The sequence below is a fragment of the uncultured Agathobaculum sp. genome (assembly GCF_963927765.1).
Classification (GTDB): domain Bacteria; phylum Bacillota; class Clostridia; order Oscillospirales; family Butyricicoccaceae; genus Agathobaculum.
Genome location: NZ_CAWVCU010000088.1, coordinates 1 through 15,180 on the forward strand (window position 1 = coordinate 1; position 15,180 = coordinate 15,180).

Consider the following 15,180-nt stretch of genomic DNA (forward strand, 5'->3'; position numbering starts at 1 on the left):
GCTCATGCCAAATGCACGATCCAGCATCACAATGAAATCCGCCCGGGTAATGGCGCTGCCCGGGTAAAACAGATGATTACCGCTCCCCTTGATTACCCCTGCAACCGCAAGCGTATCAATTTCGCGGTGGGCCCATGCGTACTTCTCTGTAACGTCATAGAAATAAACAGAGTGATCGGGCAAATACGCATAGGTTTCCGTGGTGTCCGTCGCCAGCGCGGCTGTCAGCACGCTTACCGAAACGACGGCAACCAGCAGCATCGCTGCCACCAGCTTACGCGTTCTTGTCATAATCTTCTCCTTGCCGTAAGGTGAACAACATGGGGGATTTCCTCCACCCATGTAAACTTACTGCAAAAGTATAGCACATCTGTCCCCACTTAGCAAGTTAAAAGTTGAATAAAATTCTTATTTCGGTTTTCATTATTCGCAATTTCCCACGTTTTTCCCCATTTTTCTATCACTTTTCGTAATAGCTGCGCGTGGGGAACATTGTGTGGCTTCCTCCTCATCCGGCACGCTGTTCTTCCCGATACCACCGGTAACTGAGCACCATCGACGCCAAAGACACCGCCACAAGCGGCACAAGCAGCATCACAAAGCGAACCGCATTGTTGGGCACAAACGCACCGATAACGCCCAACACACCGGCCGCAAAATACAGCCGTCCGGCGACGCGGTGTGTACGTCGCCACACTGATTCACTTGACAGTGTCCACGGCGTTTTGATGCCGCAGAACCAATTCATGCGGAACTTTGGCATGACATTGCCCAAATATACCATCATCAGGCTCACCACCAGACAAATCACCATGACGACATCGACTGTACCCGGCTGCAGTCCCTCTACCACACAAATCCCGTTCATGACCAGAACAAATAACATCATAATGGCCTGAAAACCGAGATATGATCCGAAGAATTTGTCATAGTTTCGTTTTTTGGGATCAAATCGCGGCATAAAGTAAAACAACACTGCAAGGAACGGGCCAAGACATGCGACAATCCACAAATGCCACTTTGGCTCATAACCTACCTCCCCTCCAAAATCCCACTGCATCGGGATCTCTGCTGGCAGGTACGCATACACTGCTGCCGCCAAGATTACCGGAAGAATCGCCAAAATCCAAACCGCCACTTGTGTTTTACTGATTTTCTTCATGATTGCTACCACCTTTCAGAGCCGTGACCCATTCCAGAATTTCATCGACCACAGACATGTTCAGTTCATAATAAATGTACTTCCCCTGCTTATCGTCCAGCACCAGACCGGCATCCTTCAGAATAGACAGGTGGTGCGAGATCGTCGCACCGGAAACCGAAAAATGCGAACAGATCTCCCCTGCCGCCATAGGACCCGCGCGCAGCAAACCAAGAATATCCCGCCGAATCGGATCGGACAGCGCTTTGAATGTCTGTTGAAAACTCATTTTGTATCCTCATCCTTTCCATTCCGCCGCGCGATGCACCAACCTTTGTGACCGCAATGCGGACAAGTCAGCCGCCATTCCTCATTCACATGCTGGCGGAACAGCAGCTTTGTCCACGGCAGTGCAAACAACTGACCGCACGATTTACACCAGAATCGACACCGCGCCAAGGCGCGCGCCTGCGCTACTATCAATGCTGCCAATACCAGCAGCACCACGCATGCTGCAATCCCCACTGCTCTCCCCTCCCTCATTTAGATCATCGTCTAATTGAAAGATACAACACCCTCCCGCATTTGTCAAGCATCATTTTGATATTTATCTAAATAATTAATTGAGCTGTATTTGGGGAGAAATACAAAAAAAATCCCGAGACTGTTGTCTCGGGATTTTCCTTTGTTCTATTGCGAACTCTTACGCCATACCGTTGAGCTTGGTAGTCATCTTGCTCTTCTTGTTGGCCGCGTTGTTCTTATGCAGGAGGTGCTTGGCAGCCGCCTGATCAACCGCCTTAACAGCGGTCGTATAAGCAACAGTCGCTTCCGCCTTATCGCCGGCAGCAACAGCCGTATCGAACTTCTTCAGCGTGGTCTTGAGCGCGCTCTTCGCCATCTGGTTGTTCATCGCCTTGACAGCGTTAACCTTGACACGCTTCTTTGCAGACTTGATGTTGGGCATTCCGAAAACACCTCCTTCGTTATCTATTCGTCAGTGTTTCTATTCTACCATCACTTTTCCCAAAATGCAAGTCTTTTTTCCATGATTCTGTATAAAAAATCCGATGTGCCGTAAAATACTCAAAAAAGGAGTGAATGCAATGGCTTTTCGCACGGATTTGGCAGTGGAAGCAGTACAAAATCTGCCCCATGCAGCCAACTTGCGGCAGGTTCGGCAGACCGATCGCACGATTGAAGGTTTTTCGGTTAACGAAGTGGAAATTCTGACCGAGCACGCAGCGCGGGAAATCGGCAAGCCCTGCGGACGGTATGTAACGCTGGAACTGGATGTGCTCGTCCGGCGTGAGGAGGATGCATTTCCACGCGCCTGCCGCGCGCTGAGCACGCTTCTGGCTGATCTGCTGCCGGACAGCGCATCCTCCGGCCCGGTGCTGGTCACGGGACTCGGCAACCGTATGATTACCCCGGACGCCATCGGCCCGCAGGCAATCGACCATGTCATCGCTACCCGCCATCTGGTCGAGCAAGTGCCGGATGTTTTCGCCTCTTGGCGTCCGGTATCCGCTCTTGCCCCCGGTGTATTGGGTCAGACCGGTGTGGAGACCGGCGAGGTCATTTGTGGTGTGCTGGATCGTGTCAAACCTGCCGCTGTACTCGCGGTGGATGCGCTTGCCGCCGGACGGCTCAGCCGCCTGCTGCGCACCATTCAACTGGCCGATACCGGCATCACGCCCGGCGCGGGTGTCGGCAATGCACGCGCGGCGCTCAACAGCGAAACGCTTGGCGTGCCGGTCATCGCCATCGGCGTGCCCACCGTCGTCGACGGCGCAACGCTCGCGCACGAAATCGCCGCACAGCTTGGCGGACCCTCCTGCGAAGCCCTCGACGACCTCTCCCTACCCGTCATGGTCACCACGCGCGATATCGACCGCGAAGTTGCCGATATTGCCCGCGTGATCGGCTATGCCGTCAACATGGCGCTACACCCGCACCTGTCTGTCAGTGACATCGACCTGTATTTGTCTTAAACCTCCTGCCATCTTTCGGTCATACTCGCGCACGGACGGGCGTATGATAGAACAAAACGCAGGGAGGTGGCAACCATGAGAAGACACAGAAAATCCACTCGGCGGCGGCGCGGCATCGGTTTGCCTGCCGCCGTTACGCTGTGCATTGCCGCTTCGCTGCTGCTGTTTTCGCGTATGGGCGGCGAATCCACCGCGCAGCAGGCGTTGACGCGTCTGGCTGGAAACGGGGATTTTATTCTGCGCGCGGTATCGCTTGAGCTGGGGCTTTCGCCAGATCAGGCTGCGGTTTTTGTCCCACGCACAGCGGCATCCGCCCTGAGCGAGGACGCGGAAAGCCCGCTTGCAGAAAGCACCTATATCCCGCAGGAAGAGGAAAACGACAATCCGGTGCTGGATGCCGCAGATAAGGCTGCCACCATCACAGTCAACAACGAAACCTCCTATGCTGTCGATGTGGCGGCCTGCCTGGCATCTGACACTGCCATCCATGTCAGTGGAGACGGCCCGCAGGTGCTCATCGTACATACGCACGGCAGCGAAAGCTACACGCCGGATGCTGCCTTTCCTTACACACCGACCGAAAACGAACGCACGACCGACACCCGCTATAACGTTGTGCGTGTCGGTGACGAGCTGCAAAGCGTTTTGCAGGATAACGGTATCGAAACCGTGCATATTCGCGATATTTTCGACTCTCCTGCCTATTCCGGTTCGTATGACCGTTCGCTCGCTGCCATCGAGCAGGCGGTCGAAGAATATCCATCCATTCAAATCGTCATCGACCTGCACCGTGACTCTATTCTGACCGATGACGGGCAGGCCTACAAAACCTCCTGCACCATCAATGGCGAAGAAATGGCGCAGTTGATGTTCGTAGTCGGCACGGACGACGGCGGACTGACCCACCCCAACTGGCAGGAAAATCTGAACTATGTCACCGGCCTGCAATACCAGCTTAACCGCACCTATCCCGGTTTGATGCGTCCGGTGAATCTACGCACACAGCGTTTCAACCAGCATGTACGTACTGGCTCGATGCTGATTGAAGTCGGCTCTTCGGGCAATACCATGCCGGAAGCGCTCGCTGCCATCCGTTTGTTCGGACAAACGCTGGCCGATGACCTCAACGACGTATAAGCCCGCTCCATTTGGCACAAAATACCCCTGATAAGGGGTGAAAGCATGGATACCATCACATTTTCCACCGATTTGGAAAGCAACATCCGCCTGATGCAGACCATTTTTCAGGGCGATAACACCTTCGTCACGCGCCGCGCGGTCGGTCATGCCGGTCTTTCCTGTGCCGTATTCTTCTTCGACGGCATGGTCAATAACATTGCGATCAACCAAAGCGTCATTCGGCCGATTGTCTGCTCCGACCTGAGCTGCGCCTCGGCAGAAACGCTTTGCCAAACCGTGCTGCAAATCAACGACAGCCGCGTGGAGACCGACGTTTCCAAGCTGTTTGCCTCCTTTCTGTACGGCGATACGGTGGTATTCACCGAAGGCGAAGCGCGGCCGGTCGTGGTCAACACCAAAGGATTTTCCGTGCGCAGTGCGTCCGAACCCGAAAACGAGCGGGTGCTCTCCGGTCCGCGCGAGGGCTTCACCGAATGTTTTATGCCCAATCTCGCCCTCATTCGCCGCAGGCTGAATGACAAACGGCTCAAATTCACTTTTCTGCGCATCGGCAGCCGCACCAATACGGTCGTCTGCCTGTGTTATCTGGCTGGGGTGTGCGAGCAAAAGCTGATCGCTCATCTCAAGCGCAAGCTGGAGGCGCTCGATATCGACAGTGTGCTGGATGCCAACTATCTGGCCGAACGCATCCGCGACCACCGTTTGTCGCCCTTCCCCACCCTTGGCACGACCGAACGCCCGGACGTGGTCGCCGCGCGGCTCGTAGAGGGCCGCTGCGCCATCGTGGTGGACGGTAGTCCGGTCGTGTTGACCGCACCCTTTCTGTTTCAGGAATGCTTCCAGTCTAACGACGATTACTATATCAGCTTTTTGCAGGCCAATCTGTCCCGCCTGCTGCGTGTGGCAGGCTTTATCTTTACCATCACTTTTCCCGCGGTTTATATCGCGCTGATGCTGTATCACCGCGAGCTGGTACCTGCCCGGCTGCTGTTTGCCGTGTCGGCGGCACAACGCGGCGTGCCGCTGCCCATCGGATGGGAGACCTTCTTGCTGCTGCTCGTTCTGGAAGCACTCAAGGAGGCCGGAGCGCGCACGCCGGGCGCGATGGGCCAGACGATGAGCATTGTCGGCGGCTTGGTGCTCGGACAGGCTGCGGTCTCGGCGCGATTTGCCGCCGCGCCGACCGTGATTGTGGTCGCAATCGCTGGGGTGACCGGCCTGATGGTGCCCAAGCTGCAAACCGCAACCCTGTGGCTGCGTTTTGCGCTGCTGGCCGGAGCTGCCGCTTACGGTCTGTACGGTGTCAGTCTCGCACTCGCGTTGGTATTAACGTGGCTTTGTCGGATGCACTCGTGCTCGGTGCCCTATCTGCTCAACCTAATCCCGCGTGTACAGGCCGAGCAAGAGGACGCTTGGCTGCGCGCTCCATGGTTTTTCATGCGGCACGACCGCTTTGCGGTCAAACGGAATTCATCAAAGGGGGACAAACCTTGAAACTGCCCGGAATATTGCTGTTGCTTTCCCTGCTGCTGTGTGGCTGCGCCCGCGAAGTCTCACCGGTCTCTGCGCTTGCGCTCGACCGCACGGACGATGTCTACCGCTTGACCGCAGAAGTCGTGCGACAGGACAGTCTGGATGACGCCGCCTCACCCGCCTATCTTTCCGCTACGGGGCGCGACCTGCCTGAGCTGCTTACTAACCTCAGCAACATCCTGCCCGGAGAACTGTATCTAAGCCATGCGCAGGTGCTGCTCATCAGTGAAAGCGTCGCAGAGGAAAGCATCCTACCGTTGGCGGATTACCTGTGCACAGAAAACGATGTGCGGCTCAGTCTGCGCGTCGCGGTCGTACGCGACGGCACGGCAACTGACCTGCTGCAAGCCGATGACGAAGTCTATGCGCTCAGTGAACTGCTTGACCGCGCTGCACAGGAAGGAACGCTGCCCGATATGCCCCTCTATCGTGTATCCGAAGTACTGCATGCTGACGGCACCGCCATCCTGCCCGCGCTGTATCTGGATGAATTTGGCCAAACCGCGCCCGCAGGTACGGCCGTATTTGCCAACGAGCGGCTGTCCTGCTTCCTCGACGGCGATGAGATTGGAGGCGGTGTCCATGCGTGAACGCTTATTCCCCCGCTGGGGCGCTGCGCTGTTCGCGCTGCTGCCCCTGAGCGAGATCCTGTACACCGCCGCCGGCACGCAAACCGTCTATGCCGCGGCACTGGCCAGCCTGATCTGCGCCTTGATCTGTGCAGGCGGTGCGCGCCTTGCCCCCATCTGGCAGCAGTCCCGTGTGCTGCAATGGCTGCTTGCGCTGTTTGCGCTCTGGCCGCTGACGTCCTCACTTGCCCGCATGGGCGTCTTTCTGCGCAGCACGGTGTTTTCCTCCCGCCCACTTTGGAGCCTGATCCTGCTCCTAACCGTCTGTACCATGCTCGCAGCAACATCCGGACTCAACCGCTGCGCTATGTGGGCGCTGCCGGTTGCGTGGCTGGCGGGAGTCATTGTTATACTGAGCGGTGTCCTGACCGTTTCACAGCTTCAACCGATGCACTGGGGCATGCCCGATGCCACGCTGCCGCGCGAAACCGGCCGTATCCTGCTGCGTCTGCTACCCGCTTCGCTTGTGCTCTCGCTCTCCCTGCCGGAACGGCTTTCCGGCGCGGCGGCACGCGGTCTGGCCGCTGGCGGTGCGTTATTTGCACTGATCTCTCTGCGTACCACGCTGCTGCTTGGCGTGCATACTGCCGCCTTGCTGCCCTATCCGAATTTCTCCGCAGCAGGGCTTGCCGCAATTGGCGATTTTGCGCGTCACGGCGAAGTGTTTTTCGCCGTCCCACTGCTGCTTTGCGAGCTTGGCCGCTGCGCTGCACTCGCCTGCGTACTGCTGCTGCCCTTCTCCCACTCCTACGGTGTTCTGCGCTTGTCTCGCCGTGCCAAGCAATAACCGATCCCCCCTTGCGTCCCGCCGTATGCTTTGCTATACTGTTGGCAAAGGAGACGGATGCAATGAACATTCAGATATTCGGCAAAAACAAGTGCTTTGACACCAAAAAAGCCCAGCGTTGGTTTAAAGAACGCGGTATCAAATTCCAGATGATCGACCTGGCCCAAAAGGGCATGTCCCGTGGCGAACTGGACAGTGTGCTCAAAGCCGTCGGCGGGCTGGACGCGGTGCTCGATGAAAAAAGCAAGGGCTACGCTTCACTCGCCTACCTTGCCTACGATGAGGACAAAAAGGAAAAGCTGCTTGAGGACGGCACGCTGCTCAAAACACCCATCGTGCGCAACGGCAGGCACGCTACCGTCGGCTATCAACCGGACGTGTGGGCAAACTGGGAATAAATCAAGTGCTAAACAAAAAGGACGGCTTTCCGCCGTCCTTTTCGTTTGTTTCAAACGCTCTTACATCAGTTCCTTCTGATGGGTTGCATACAGGTATTCATCCATGGTGTTGATGATGCGGTCCTCGACCAGCGCGACCGGATCGTTTTCCAGCAGACCCTCACGCACCTTAGTGTACTGGATGGGCATGAACTGGCTGAGCAGGTTGAGCGGAATGCCCAACTTACGCAGGTTGCCGATCAAACGCTCCTTCGCCTCTTCCACCGACGGGGTCGGCATGTAGTAGCGGCAGCGGTCGGAGAAAGAATACTTGCGCTTCATGCGGATTTCGAGTTCCGTGCCCTGATAGTGTTTCTTCCAGTGCTTGTCATCCGCCAGCATAGCCTTGTCCAGCGTCTCGATGAAATGGCTCGGCTCGATATCCGTGCCATAGAGCAGCTCCTGCTCGATGTATGCCAGCGCAAACATGCCTTCACGCATCGCAAACGTCAGCGCCGGACCAACCTTGAGGATGCCTACGCCGTCTTCAACCAGCTCGCGCAGCTTGATCTTGGTCTGGTAGTCGGTCGAGTGACCCTCGAACACCAGATTCGGGAAGTCCTTGATTGACGCCATCAGCTCTGCTGCCTTAGCGCGGTCATACTCGGTGCAGCCGCTGTCCTTCTCCTCGACGCCCGGCTGAACCACAACGGCGATGACGTTGTCCCACGCTTCATCCAAACCTTCCTTGCGGAAAGCGTTCTCAAAGGTTGCAACCGTGTTCTTGAAGTCCTCTACGCGAGTGACCTGCACGCCCTGATCTGCGCCGACCTGACCACCCGGGATCGGTACCTCGCTGCCGACGATGTAAACCGGCGCGATCGCGTTCGGATCGGTCTCGAGCAGCTTGTGATAGGTTTCCTCGGCCACACGCGCCAGACGCGCGCCGCGACGGGCAATCGTCTCGTCGCTCAGGCGGGTATTCGGGTCGTCGTCCGCGACCTTCATGCTGGTATCAATATGGATCTTGGTAAAGCCCGCGCCAACATAGTGGCGAATCAGTTCTTCCGCATCTGCCATCGCCTCAGCCTCCGGCTTGCCTGCAAAGGTCAGCGGGCCAAGGTGGTCGCCACCAAGGAACAGCTTGGACTTGTCAAAACCGACTTTATCTGCCACGCCCAACACAAACTGCTTGAAATCCATCGGCTTCATACCGGTGTAACCGCCGTTCTGGTCGCACTGGTTGGCAGTCGACTCAATCAGAACGCACGAGCCGTCCGACAGGCCGCGCTTGAGCGCCGCCTCGATAACATAGCCATTCGCGCTGCAAACGGAATAAATACCAACGCTTTTGCCCTGCTTCTGGAGCTCTACCAACTTTTTCAGCGGATTATAATTCATAAAAAATTCCTCCTCTTATTTTCAGCAAGCCCGTGGCACAGCCCTACGGTCCTGCTATTATGGTAACACAATTTTTTGATTTCGGCTTTGGGTTTGTTAAACGATAATTTGCATTTTTGCCACAATCTGTCCCTGCTGTCCACCAGTATAATACATTTCTCCACCGCAAGGCTTTTCATCCGGATTCCCCTATGGTAAAATAGAAACACAAAACATCCCGCATTATGCAGGAGAAAGAGGGTTGGATTATGCCTTTGGTAACAACAGAAAAAATGCTGCTGGACGCACAGGCCGGTCATTATGCCGTCGGCGCGTTCAATGTCGAAAACTTGGAGATGGTGATGGCCGTCATCCGTGCAGCGGAGGAGATGCGCTCCCCCGTCATCATGCAGACCACACCATCTACCGTCAAATACGCCGGTCTGGACTACTACCTTGCCATGGTGCGCGCGGCGGCTGAACGCACCGATGTGCCGGTTGCCATGCATCTTGACCATGGCGAGAGCTTCGACCTTGCCATGCAGGCGCTGCGCACCGGCTACACCTCCATTATGATCGACGGCTCACATGATGCCTTCGAAGATAATATCGCCCTGACCCGCCGCGTGGTCGATGCCTGCGCCCCGTCCCACATCAGCGTGGAAGCCGAGCTGGGTAAGGTCGGTGGCAAGGAGGACGACCTTGAGGGTGGCGACGGCAACCCGTTCACCGATCCACAGCAGGCCAAGGAATTCGTTGAACGCACGGGCGTTAACTCGCTCGCCATTGCGATCGGCACGGCACACGGCCTGTACAAGGGCACGCCCAAGCTGGATTTTGAACGCCTGAGCGCGATCCGCGAAGTCGTTTCCATTCCGTTGGTGCTGCACGGCGCATCCGGTGTGCCGGACGAAGCAGTGCAGGAGTCCATCACCCGCGGTATCTGCAAGGTCAACTTTGCCACCGAGCTGCGCATCGCGTTCAGCGACGGCGTCAAGGAATACCTCCGGAAGGACCCGGACGTGTTTGACCCCAAAAAATACTGCAAAGTCGGTATTGCAAACGTCATTGAAACGGTCAAGGGCAAAATTGCTATCTGCGGTTCTGCCGGCAAAGCCTAAACAATTCTGTATAAAAACCCATCGCGGGCGCGATGGGTTTTTATTTGTCACTTCATCCGAATGAGTGCTACGATATGCAGCACACAGAAATACACACCAACCAGCGCCAAGCCACCGCTGAGCACCATCAAAGCAAGTGAATACTGCTCCATATAGGCGTTAAGCGGAACGAGAATCGCGAACGCTGCCCAAAGCACGATCAGCGCCATCACCTTTTCGCGGCTCTTGCGTGCGAGAATGGACTGAAGCGGTGTCAAACGACGACCAAAGTCCATATCTGTCACGACTTCGAGGTTCTTGAACAGCTTTTTGCGGTAGTATACCTCTACCACCGCAAAAAGCGCCACGCCCGCAAGCGTCGCCTGCTGCCAGGTCAGGAAAGTGCCTGCACACAGGATCGCTGCAAACAAAATGATGACCAGACGGTTCTGATAAAACATGATCGAACCTTCGTTCTTCTTGTCGATCACATAGCCCTGCTTAGTCAGCGCGTCATAATAGATGACGCGCTTTTTCTTATCCGTATAGATGTTTCTGCCGGACAACTGCGTATTGGGGGTTTGCTGTTTCTTACTCATCTAACATTCCTTTTCCCTTGCAATAGGTCTGGAGCACATTGTAATCGCGGTCAAGCACCACCAGGTCCGCATCCAAGCCAACCTTGATGGCACCCTTACGATCCTCAATACCCAAGCAAGCCGCCGGGTTCTTGGTGCAAGCGTTGATCGCCGTGCTGACCGGCACCTGAGCCTCTTCGATCAGGATACGCAGGCCCTTATTGACACACAGTGTCGAACCTGCCAAACCGCCGGTCGAGGTGAGGTGCGCACTGCCGTCCGGATAGATTTCGATCTCATTTCCGCCAAACAGGAACTTCGAGCCGATCGGCTTGCCTTTTGCCATCAGTGCATCGGTAACCAATACCGCATGATCCGCGCCCTTTTCATGGAAGAACTGATTGAGGGCTGCCAGCGTAGAGTGGTTGCCGTCGCAGATGATTTCGCCATACATGCTGCGGATACGGTAAGCCGCACCAACCAGACCGTTCGCACGGTGATTAAACGGCGTCATGCCGTTATAGACATGGGTCATCGTGCGGGCACCGTTTGCAACCGCCATCACGGCCTGCTCATAGGTCGCAGCGGAATGTCCAATGCTGACCACCACGCCATGCTCGCTGCAATAACGGGTCAGCGCGAAGTCCTCATCGGTTTCGGTTGCCATGGTGATATACTTGATCAGGCCGTTTGCCGCTTCCTGATACTTTTTGAACTGCTCCACCGTGGGTTTTACAATATACTGCTCCGGCTGTGCACCCTTGTAGACCATATCCAGATAGGGGCCTTCAAAATGCGCACCCAGGATTTCTGCACCCTCATAGCCATCGGCAACCACCTTGGCCACATTCTTCAGCGCCGCGGTCAGCACCTGTTCGCTCTGGGTGATCGTAGTCGGCAGGAACGCGGTCACGCCTTCCTCTACAATGTGGCGCGTCCAGTAACGCAGGCCCTCTTCTTCTGCATCATTGGTGTCAAAGCCATAGGCGCCATGGCAATGCACGTCGATAAAGCCCGGCAGAATGCGTTCGCTGTCGTAATCCTTATCAACCGGCTTGGTCCCGTACGGATACACACCGGTGATCTTTCCGTCTTCCATCTCGACCTGCGCCGCGACAAACTGATCGGCAATCCAAACCTTTTTACTTTGAATAATCATTTTTTCTCCTCCTGCTATCCCATTGCTGCGCTTTTCAGTAAGGTTTCTATTTATTACAATACCGGTATGCTTGCAATTGCCTCAAAAATATACTAAAATAGAAAAGAGATTTGTACTTATTACAAGACATGCAAAGCAGCAGACAATAGGGGATTTGCCATGAATAATCAAGCTTTTTATGACAGTTTTCTCGAATTCGGATCGATTTATTATGAACCGATCGATTTGGAGGAACACCATCTTGCCTGTATGCAGTTTCTTACGCATACCAAAACAATAGAGCAGCTTTTCTGCTTTCCTTGCGAAGTGTATATTGAATTGATCAGCGGACTGGCCTCCATTGTAGTAGGCTCTCAGCCCGATCCTGTTGATCTGAAAACCTTTCCTATCCACCATTACCTGAAAATCCATCCCGGCGTTTGCTTCAATATTTTGCCGGTATCTGATGAAGCTGCTTATTATCTGCTTGCACCAGAAAACCGCTATACCAAGCTTACGCTATCTGAACCGTATACCTTTCAGCTCCAGCCGGTTCGGTTCAATGTGCTGGAAATTCTGGATTACTATTACTTCACCGAAGAGAATGCCTATTGCTTCAACCGCGCGGGCCCTGCATATTACGAACTGCTCTATGTGCACAACGGCACACTGACCGTAACCCTTTCCGACACGGTCTGCACGCTGTCTGCAGGCGACCTCATGCTGTGCAAGCCGGACAACGAACATGCCAAACGGCTTCAAAAGGACAATGCCTGCAACTACTTATCCGTATCCTTTGATATGGAGCTTTCCGAATCACAGCTTTTGCTGGGTCATGTATTTCATTGCACCAATGGCCTGCGCGATGCGCTCTACAAAATCATTGAGGACAGCACCATGCACACACCGCATGCACAAACGCTGATGCTTTGCCACTTGCAGGAAACCATCACCCGCCTGTGTCTGCTCTGCAACGAGTTGGAGGAAGAGTACAGTCTGCTCAGCCTCAATCAGAATTCACAGAGCGACCTATTGCAGCAGATTCTGGCATACATGGAACAAAAGGTGACGGAACCCATCACCATCGAACAGATCTGCCACAAATTCTTTATGTCCCGCACTTCTTTGCAAGCACTGTTCAAGATGTATCTGCACAATTCCCCGAAAAGCTATTTGCTCAATATCAAATTGCAAAAGAGCAAAGAACTGATTCGGGAAAACCAGTATACCATCAGTGAAATCGCGGACATGCTTGGTTTCAGCTCCATCCACTATTTTTCGCGGTTGTTCAAAAAATACTTCGAGCTTTCTCCCAGTGAATACGCAAGGGAAATTGCGGCCAGCGAGAATAACTGACCGCCTCGCCATGTCACGGCTTTACTCCACTGTCTGAATGGCGTAACGGGAAATCTGGATGACAACGCCCTTGCTGACTTCCACATCAATCAGGTCATCCTTGATCTTCACGATTTTGCCGAAGATGCCGCCGCCAAACATGATCGACGCACCAACCTTGATATCCGACTGCAGCTGCGCCATCCGCTCACGGCTTTTACGCATATTGCGCGCCGACATGATGGAAACGGCCAGCGCCACGACGACCAGCAGCACGGCAATGGTTACACAGGTCCACAGGATTACTTCCCAATTCATATTGTTTTAAAACTCCTCGCATTTGGTATCATTCCCATATGGCACGATGGACAAATGCAAACGGGGCGGCTGCGGCCGCCCCGTTTTCTTTGCCCATGCCGCACGGGCGAAAGCATGAAACGCTTTTGTCTCTGTATACACAGAGTATCGCCGCCATGCTTTTGTTTATAAGACCGCTTTTACGCTCTGGTGTAGGGGTACAGCGTAACGCCCTTAACAACGCGGTTTACTTCACCGGTCGGGCACGGATTATCCGGCGTAATGCCCATCGACAGGGACTTAAGCACAGCCAGCGTCTGCGCGAACAGGATATAATCCAGACCGAGCAGCGCGTTTTCGTTCTCGCCTTCCTGATCATATACTACGGTGTAATCCACCAGTGCTGCAACCGCATCATCTGCCTTGCTCATCACAGCAACAATCTTGTTGCCCTTGCGCTGGCCGCTCATCTCCTTGATCAGGTCGATCTCGTACTGACGGGTGTAAGCATTGTCGCTCAGGTAAACCACCGTAATGGTGTTGTCATCAATGATGGACTTGGGGCCATGACGGAAGCCAAGCGGCGTATCATACATGGTCACAACGCGGCCTGCGGTCAGCTCCAGCATCTTCAGCGCAGACTCCTGCGCAATGCCCTTCAGGCAGTTGCTGCCCAGATATACGATGCGGTTGAAGTCGTATTCGTCAACGATCTTCTGCGCAATGCCGTACTTATTGTCCAGGAAAGCCTGACCAGATGCCATGATCTTCTCCACCTTGGCGATCGTCTCATCCAGATCATCCAGATGGAAGCACAGCAGGGTTGCCAGATACATGTTCGAGAAGCTCGAAGTCATAGCAAAGCTCTGGTCATGGGTTTCATCGGTCAGATTGATCGCATAGCAGTTACCCGTAGTGGCCGCACGCTTGGACAGCGCACCATCCTTGTTGCAGGTCACGAACAGGTGATGGATGTTGTCACAAACCGCCTCCGCTACGTCGATAGCACCGACGGACTCCGGCGAGTTACCGGAACGGCCGAAGCTGATAAGCAGCGTGGGCTTTGTACGGGACAGATATGCCTCAGGCGTTGCAACGAGATCGGTCGTGCCATAAGACTTGACCTTGTAGTTCAGCTTGCTGGTCAACGCCGGGAACAGCGCGTTGCCAACGAACTCGCTGGTGCCGGCACCGGTCAGAATCACGTCAAAATCCTCACAGGTGATTACCTGATCGATAAACTTCTTCAGCTCATCCTTATGCTCCTTGATCTGTGCACAGGTCTTTTTCCAAGTTGCCGGCTGCTGATAGATCTCATTGAGCGTAAAGGTGGACATGGTTTCCTGCATCTTATCCGCAGTAACGCCAAAAATCTTGTTCATTTTCCTTTTCTCCTTTCGGGCCCGCCCTGCGTTTTCCATTCGCACGGCAGGTCATGACCCAAAACGTTTTTTATGTGTGTAAGGTGGAAGCTAGTATTTGAGCCAGCCGTATCATCAGATACCGTCGTCCGACTCCTGCTGCTCAACCTTCTTGAATTCGTATTTAACAATCTGCTCCTTGCCGGTTTCCAGCGCAGACTGCGTCAAGGTTTCCAAATCATCAATGAACTTGCGCGACATGGCAATCTCCACCATCATCGGCAGATTCGTGCCCGCGATAACATTTACATTGCCGCGCGGAAAACCAACTTCAACCGCCGTCTTGAACGGAGTGCCGCCCGGCAGGTCGGAGAATACCAAAATGCCTTC

The 15,180-nt window shown here is 54.6% G+C and carries 18 protein-coding genes and 1 pseudogene; 8 read left to right on the forward strand and 11 right to left on the reverse strand.

The window, feature by feature from the left end; genetic code table 11:
* The 5 genes from ABGT74_RS08125 to rpsT all read right to left on the reverse strand — a co-directional run.
* Nucleotides 1-291: S-layer homology domain-containing protein (locus ABGT74_RS08125; RefSeq protein ID WP_346705158.1), on the reverse strand; the 291-nt coding region annotated here is incomplete at its 3' end.
* Between the two features lie 217 nt (nt 292-508).
* Complete coding sequence (locus tag ABGT74_RS08130) at nt 509-1,162, reverse strand: SdpI family protein (protein ID WP_346705160.1); 654 nt, start codon at nt 1,160-1,162, stop codon at nt 509-511.
* Entirely contained in the window at nt 1,146-1,430 is a 285-nt protein-coding gene (locus ABGT74_RS08135) for an autorepressor SdpR family transcription factor (RefSeq protein WP_297283746.1), read from the reverse strand. The genes ABGT74_RS08130 and ABGT74_RS08135 overlap by 17 nt, the downstream gene beginning before the upstream one ends.
* The gene (locus ABGT74_RS08140; RefSeq protein ID WP_297283747.1) at nt 1,427-1,666 is read right to left on the reverse strand and encodes a hypothetical protein; all 240 of its coding nucleotides are present in this window, start codon (nt 1,664-1,666) and stop codon (nt 1,427-1,429) included. Before ABGT74_RS08140 ends, ABGT74_RS08135 begins: the two co-directional genes overlap by 4 nt.
* A gap of 178 nt (nt 1,667-1,844) precedes the next feature.
* Nucleotides 1,845-2,108 (reverse strand): 30S ribosomal protein S20, encoded by a 264-nt coding sequence (rpsT, locus tag ABGT74_RS08145; RefSeq protein ID WP_297283748.1) that lies wholly within the window; start codon nt 2,106-2,108, stop codon nt 1,845-1,847.
* Nucleotides 2,109-2,247: 139 nt separating this feature from the next.
* Between rpsT and gpr the strand changes: the two genes are divergently transcribed.
* From gpr to ABGT74_RS08175, 6 genes are all read left to right on the forward strand, one after another.
* On the forward strand, nt 2,248-3,135 hold the full coding sequence (gene gpr, locus ABGT74_RS08150) for a GPR endopeptidase (protein ID WP_297283749.1): 888 nt from the start codon (nt 2,248-2,250) through the stop codon (nt 3,133-3,135).
* Nucleotides 3,136-3,210: 75 nt separating this feature from the next.
* On the forward strand, nt 3,211-4,272 hold the full coding sequence (locus tag ABGT74_RS08155) for a stage II sporulation protein P (RefSeq protein ID WP_297283750.1): 1,062 nt from the start codon (nt 3,211-3,213) through the stop codon (nt 4,270-4,272).
* A 45-nt stretch (nt 4,273-4,317) separates the two neighbouring features.
* Nucleotides 4,318-5,769, forward strand: coding sequence for a spore germination protein (locus tag ABGT74_RS08160; RefSeq protein ID WP_346705161.1), 1,452 nt, complete (start codon nt 4,318-4,320; stop codon nt 5,767-5,769).
* A complete protein-coding gene (locus ABGT74_RS08165) occupies nt 5,766-6,398 on the forward strand; it encodes a hypothetical protein (protein WP_297283752.1) in 633 nt (210 codons plus the stop codon). Before ABGT74_RS08160 ends, ABGT74_RS08165 begins: the two co-directional genes overlap by 4 nt.
* Nucleotides 6,391-7,224 (forward strand): hypothetical protein, encoded by an 834-nt coding sequence (locus ABGT74_RS08170; protein ID WP_346705162.1) that lies wholly within the window; start codon nt 6,391-6,393, stop codon nt 7,222-7,224. The genes ABGT74_RS08165 and ABGT74_RS08170 overlap by 8 nt, the downstream gene beginning before the upstream one ends.
* Nucleotides 7,225-7,286: 62 nt before the next feature.
* Nucleotides 7,287-7,622, forward strand: coding sequence for an arsenate reductase family protein (locus ABGT74_RS08175; protein ID WP_346705163.1), 336 nt, complete (start codon nt 7,287-7,289; stop codon nt 7,620-7,622).
* A gap of 60 nt (nt 7,623-7,682) precedes the next feature.
* On the opposite strand, the gene ABGT74_RS08180 is transcribed toward ABGT74_RS08175, so the two are convergent.
* Nucleotides 7,683-9,002 carry a class II D-tagatose-bisphosphate aldolase, non-catalytic subunit gene (locus ABGT74_RS08180; protein WP_346705164.1) on the reverse strand — a complete coding sequence of 440 codons (1,320 nt, stop codon included), beginning with the start codon at nt 9,000-9,002 and terminating at the stop codon, nt 7,683-7,685.
* 248 nt (nt 9,003-9,250) lie between these two features.
* Here ABGT74_RS08180 and fba point away from each other — a divergent pair, with 248 nt between their 5' ends.
* A complete protein-coding gene (gene fba / locus ABGT74_RS08185) occupies nt 9,251-10,102 on the forward strand; it encodes a class II fructose-1,6-bisphosphate aldolase (RefSeq protein WP_297283756.1) in 852 nt (283 codons plus the stop codon).
* Between the two features lie 47 nt (nt 10,103-10,149).
* On the opposite strand, the gene ABGT74_RS08190 is transcribed toward fba, so the two are convergent.
* Nucleotides 10,150-10,680 (reverse strand): hypothetical protein, encoded by a 531-nt coding sequence (locus tag ABGT74_RS08190; protein ID WP_297283757.1) that lies wholly within the window; start codon nt 10,678-10,680, stop codon nt 10,150-10,152.
* On the reverse strand, nt 10,673-11,818 hold the full coding sequence (nagA, locus tag ABGT74_RS08195; RefSeq protein ID WP_346705165.1) for an N-acetylglucosamine-6-phosphate deacetylase: 1,146 nt from the start codon (nt 11,816-11,818) through the stop codon (nt 10,673-10,675). Before nagA ends, ABGT74_RS08190 begins: the two co-directional genes overlap by 8 nt.
* 159 nt (nt 11,819-11,977) lie before the next feature.
* On the opposite strand from nagA, the gene ABGT74_RS08200 reads away from it, so the two are divergent.
* A complete protein-coding gene (locus ABGT74_RS08200; protein WP_346705166.1) occupies nt 11,978-13,153 on the forward strand; it encodes an AraC family transcriptional regulator in 1,176 nt (391 codons plus the stop codon).
* A gap of 21 nt (nt 13,154-13,174) precedes the next feature.
* On the opposite strand, the gene yajC is transcribed toward ABGT74_RS08200, so the two are convergent.
* The 3 genes and pseudogenes from yajC to ABGT74_RS08215 all read right to left on the reverse strand — a co-directional run.
* A complete protein-coding gene (gene yajC / locus ABGT74_RS08205) occupies nt 13,175-13,450 on the reverse strand; it encodes a preprotein translocase subunit YajC (RefSeq protein ID WP_297283760.1) in 276 nt (91 codons plus the stop codon).
* A gap of 179 nt (nt 13,451-13,629) precedes the next feature.
* A complete protein-coding gene (locus ABGT74_RS08210; RefSeq protein WP_346705167.1) occupies nt 13,630-14,811 on the reverse strand; it encodes an SIS domain-containing protein in 1,182 nt (393 codons plus the stop codon).
* 114 nt (nt 14,812-14,925) lie between these two features.
* Nucleotides 14,926-15,180 (reverse strand): annotated as a pseudogene (locus ABGT74_RS08215) (PTS fructose transporter subunit IIA); the annotation flags it as partial.

Bases quoted from the DNA above. Each gene is read 5' to 3' on its own strand.
- ABGT74_RS08130 (WP_346705160.1), bottom strand. From the start codon at position 1,162: ATGAAGAAAATCAGTAAAACACAAGTGGCGGTTTGGATTTTGGCGATT.
- yajC (WP_297283760.1), bottom strand. From the start codon at position 13,450: ATGAATTGGGAAGTAATCCTGTGGACCTGTGTAACCATTGCCGTGCTG.
- fba (WP_297283756.1), top strand. From the start codon at position 9,251: ATGCCTTTGGTAACAACAGAAAAAATGCTGCTGGACGCACAGGCCGGT.
- ABGT74_RS08155 (WP_297283750.1), top strand. From the start codon at position 3,211: ATGAGAAGACACAGAAAATCCACTCGGCGGCGGCGCGGCATCGGTTTG.
- ABGT74_RS08135 (WP_297283746.1), bottom strand. From the start codon at position 1,430: ATGAGTTTTCAACAGACATTCAAAGCGCTGTCCGATCCGATTCGGCGG.
- ABGT74_RS08160 (WP_346705161.1), top strand. From the start codon at position 4,318: ATGGATACCATCACATTTTCCACCGATTTGGAAAGCAACATCCGCCTG.
- ABGT74_RS08175 (WP_346705163.1), top strand. From the start codon at position 7,287: ATGAACATTCAGATATTCGGCAAAAACAAGTGCTTTGACACCAAAAAA.
- ABGT74_RS08190 (WP_297283757.1), bottom strand. From the start codon at position 10,680: ATGAGTAAGAAACAGCAAACCCCCAATACGCAGTTGTCCGGCAGAAAC.
- nagA (WP_346705165.1), bottom strand. From the start codon at position 11,818: ATGATTATTCAAAGTAAAAAGGTTTGGATTGCCGATCAGTTTGTCGCG.
- rpsT (WP_297283748.1), bottom strand. From the start codon at position 2,108: ATGCCCAACATCAAGTCTGCAAAGAAGCGTGTCAAGGTTAACGCTGTC.
- ABGT74_RS08170 (WP_346705162.1), top strand. From the start codon at position 6,391: ATGCGTGAACGCTTATTCCCCCGCTGGGGCGCTGCGCTGTTCGCGCTG.
- gpr (WP_297283749.1), top strand. From the start codon at position 2,248: ATGGCTTTTCGCACGGATTTGGCAGTGGAAGCAGTACAAAATCTGCCC.
- ABGT74_RS08210 (WP_346705167.1), bottom strand. From the start codon at position 14,811: ATGAACAAGATTTTTGGCGTTACTGCGGATAAGATGCAGGAAACCATG.
- ABGT74_RS08200 (WP_346705166.1), top strand. From the start codon at position 11,978: ATGAATAATCAAGCTTTTTATGACAGTTTTCTCGAATTCGGATCGATT.
- ABGT74_RS08180 (WP_346705164.1), bottom strand. From the start codon at position 9,002: ATGAATTATAATCCGCTGAAAAAGTTGGTAGAGCTCCAGAAGCAGGGC.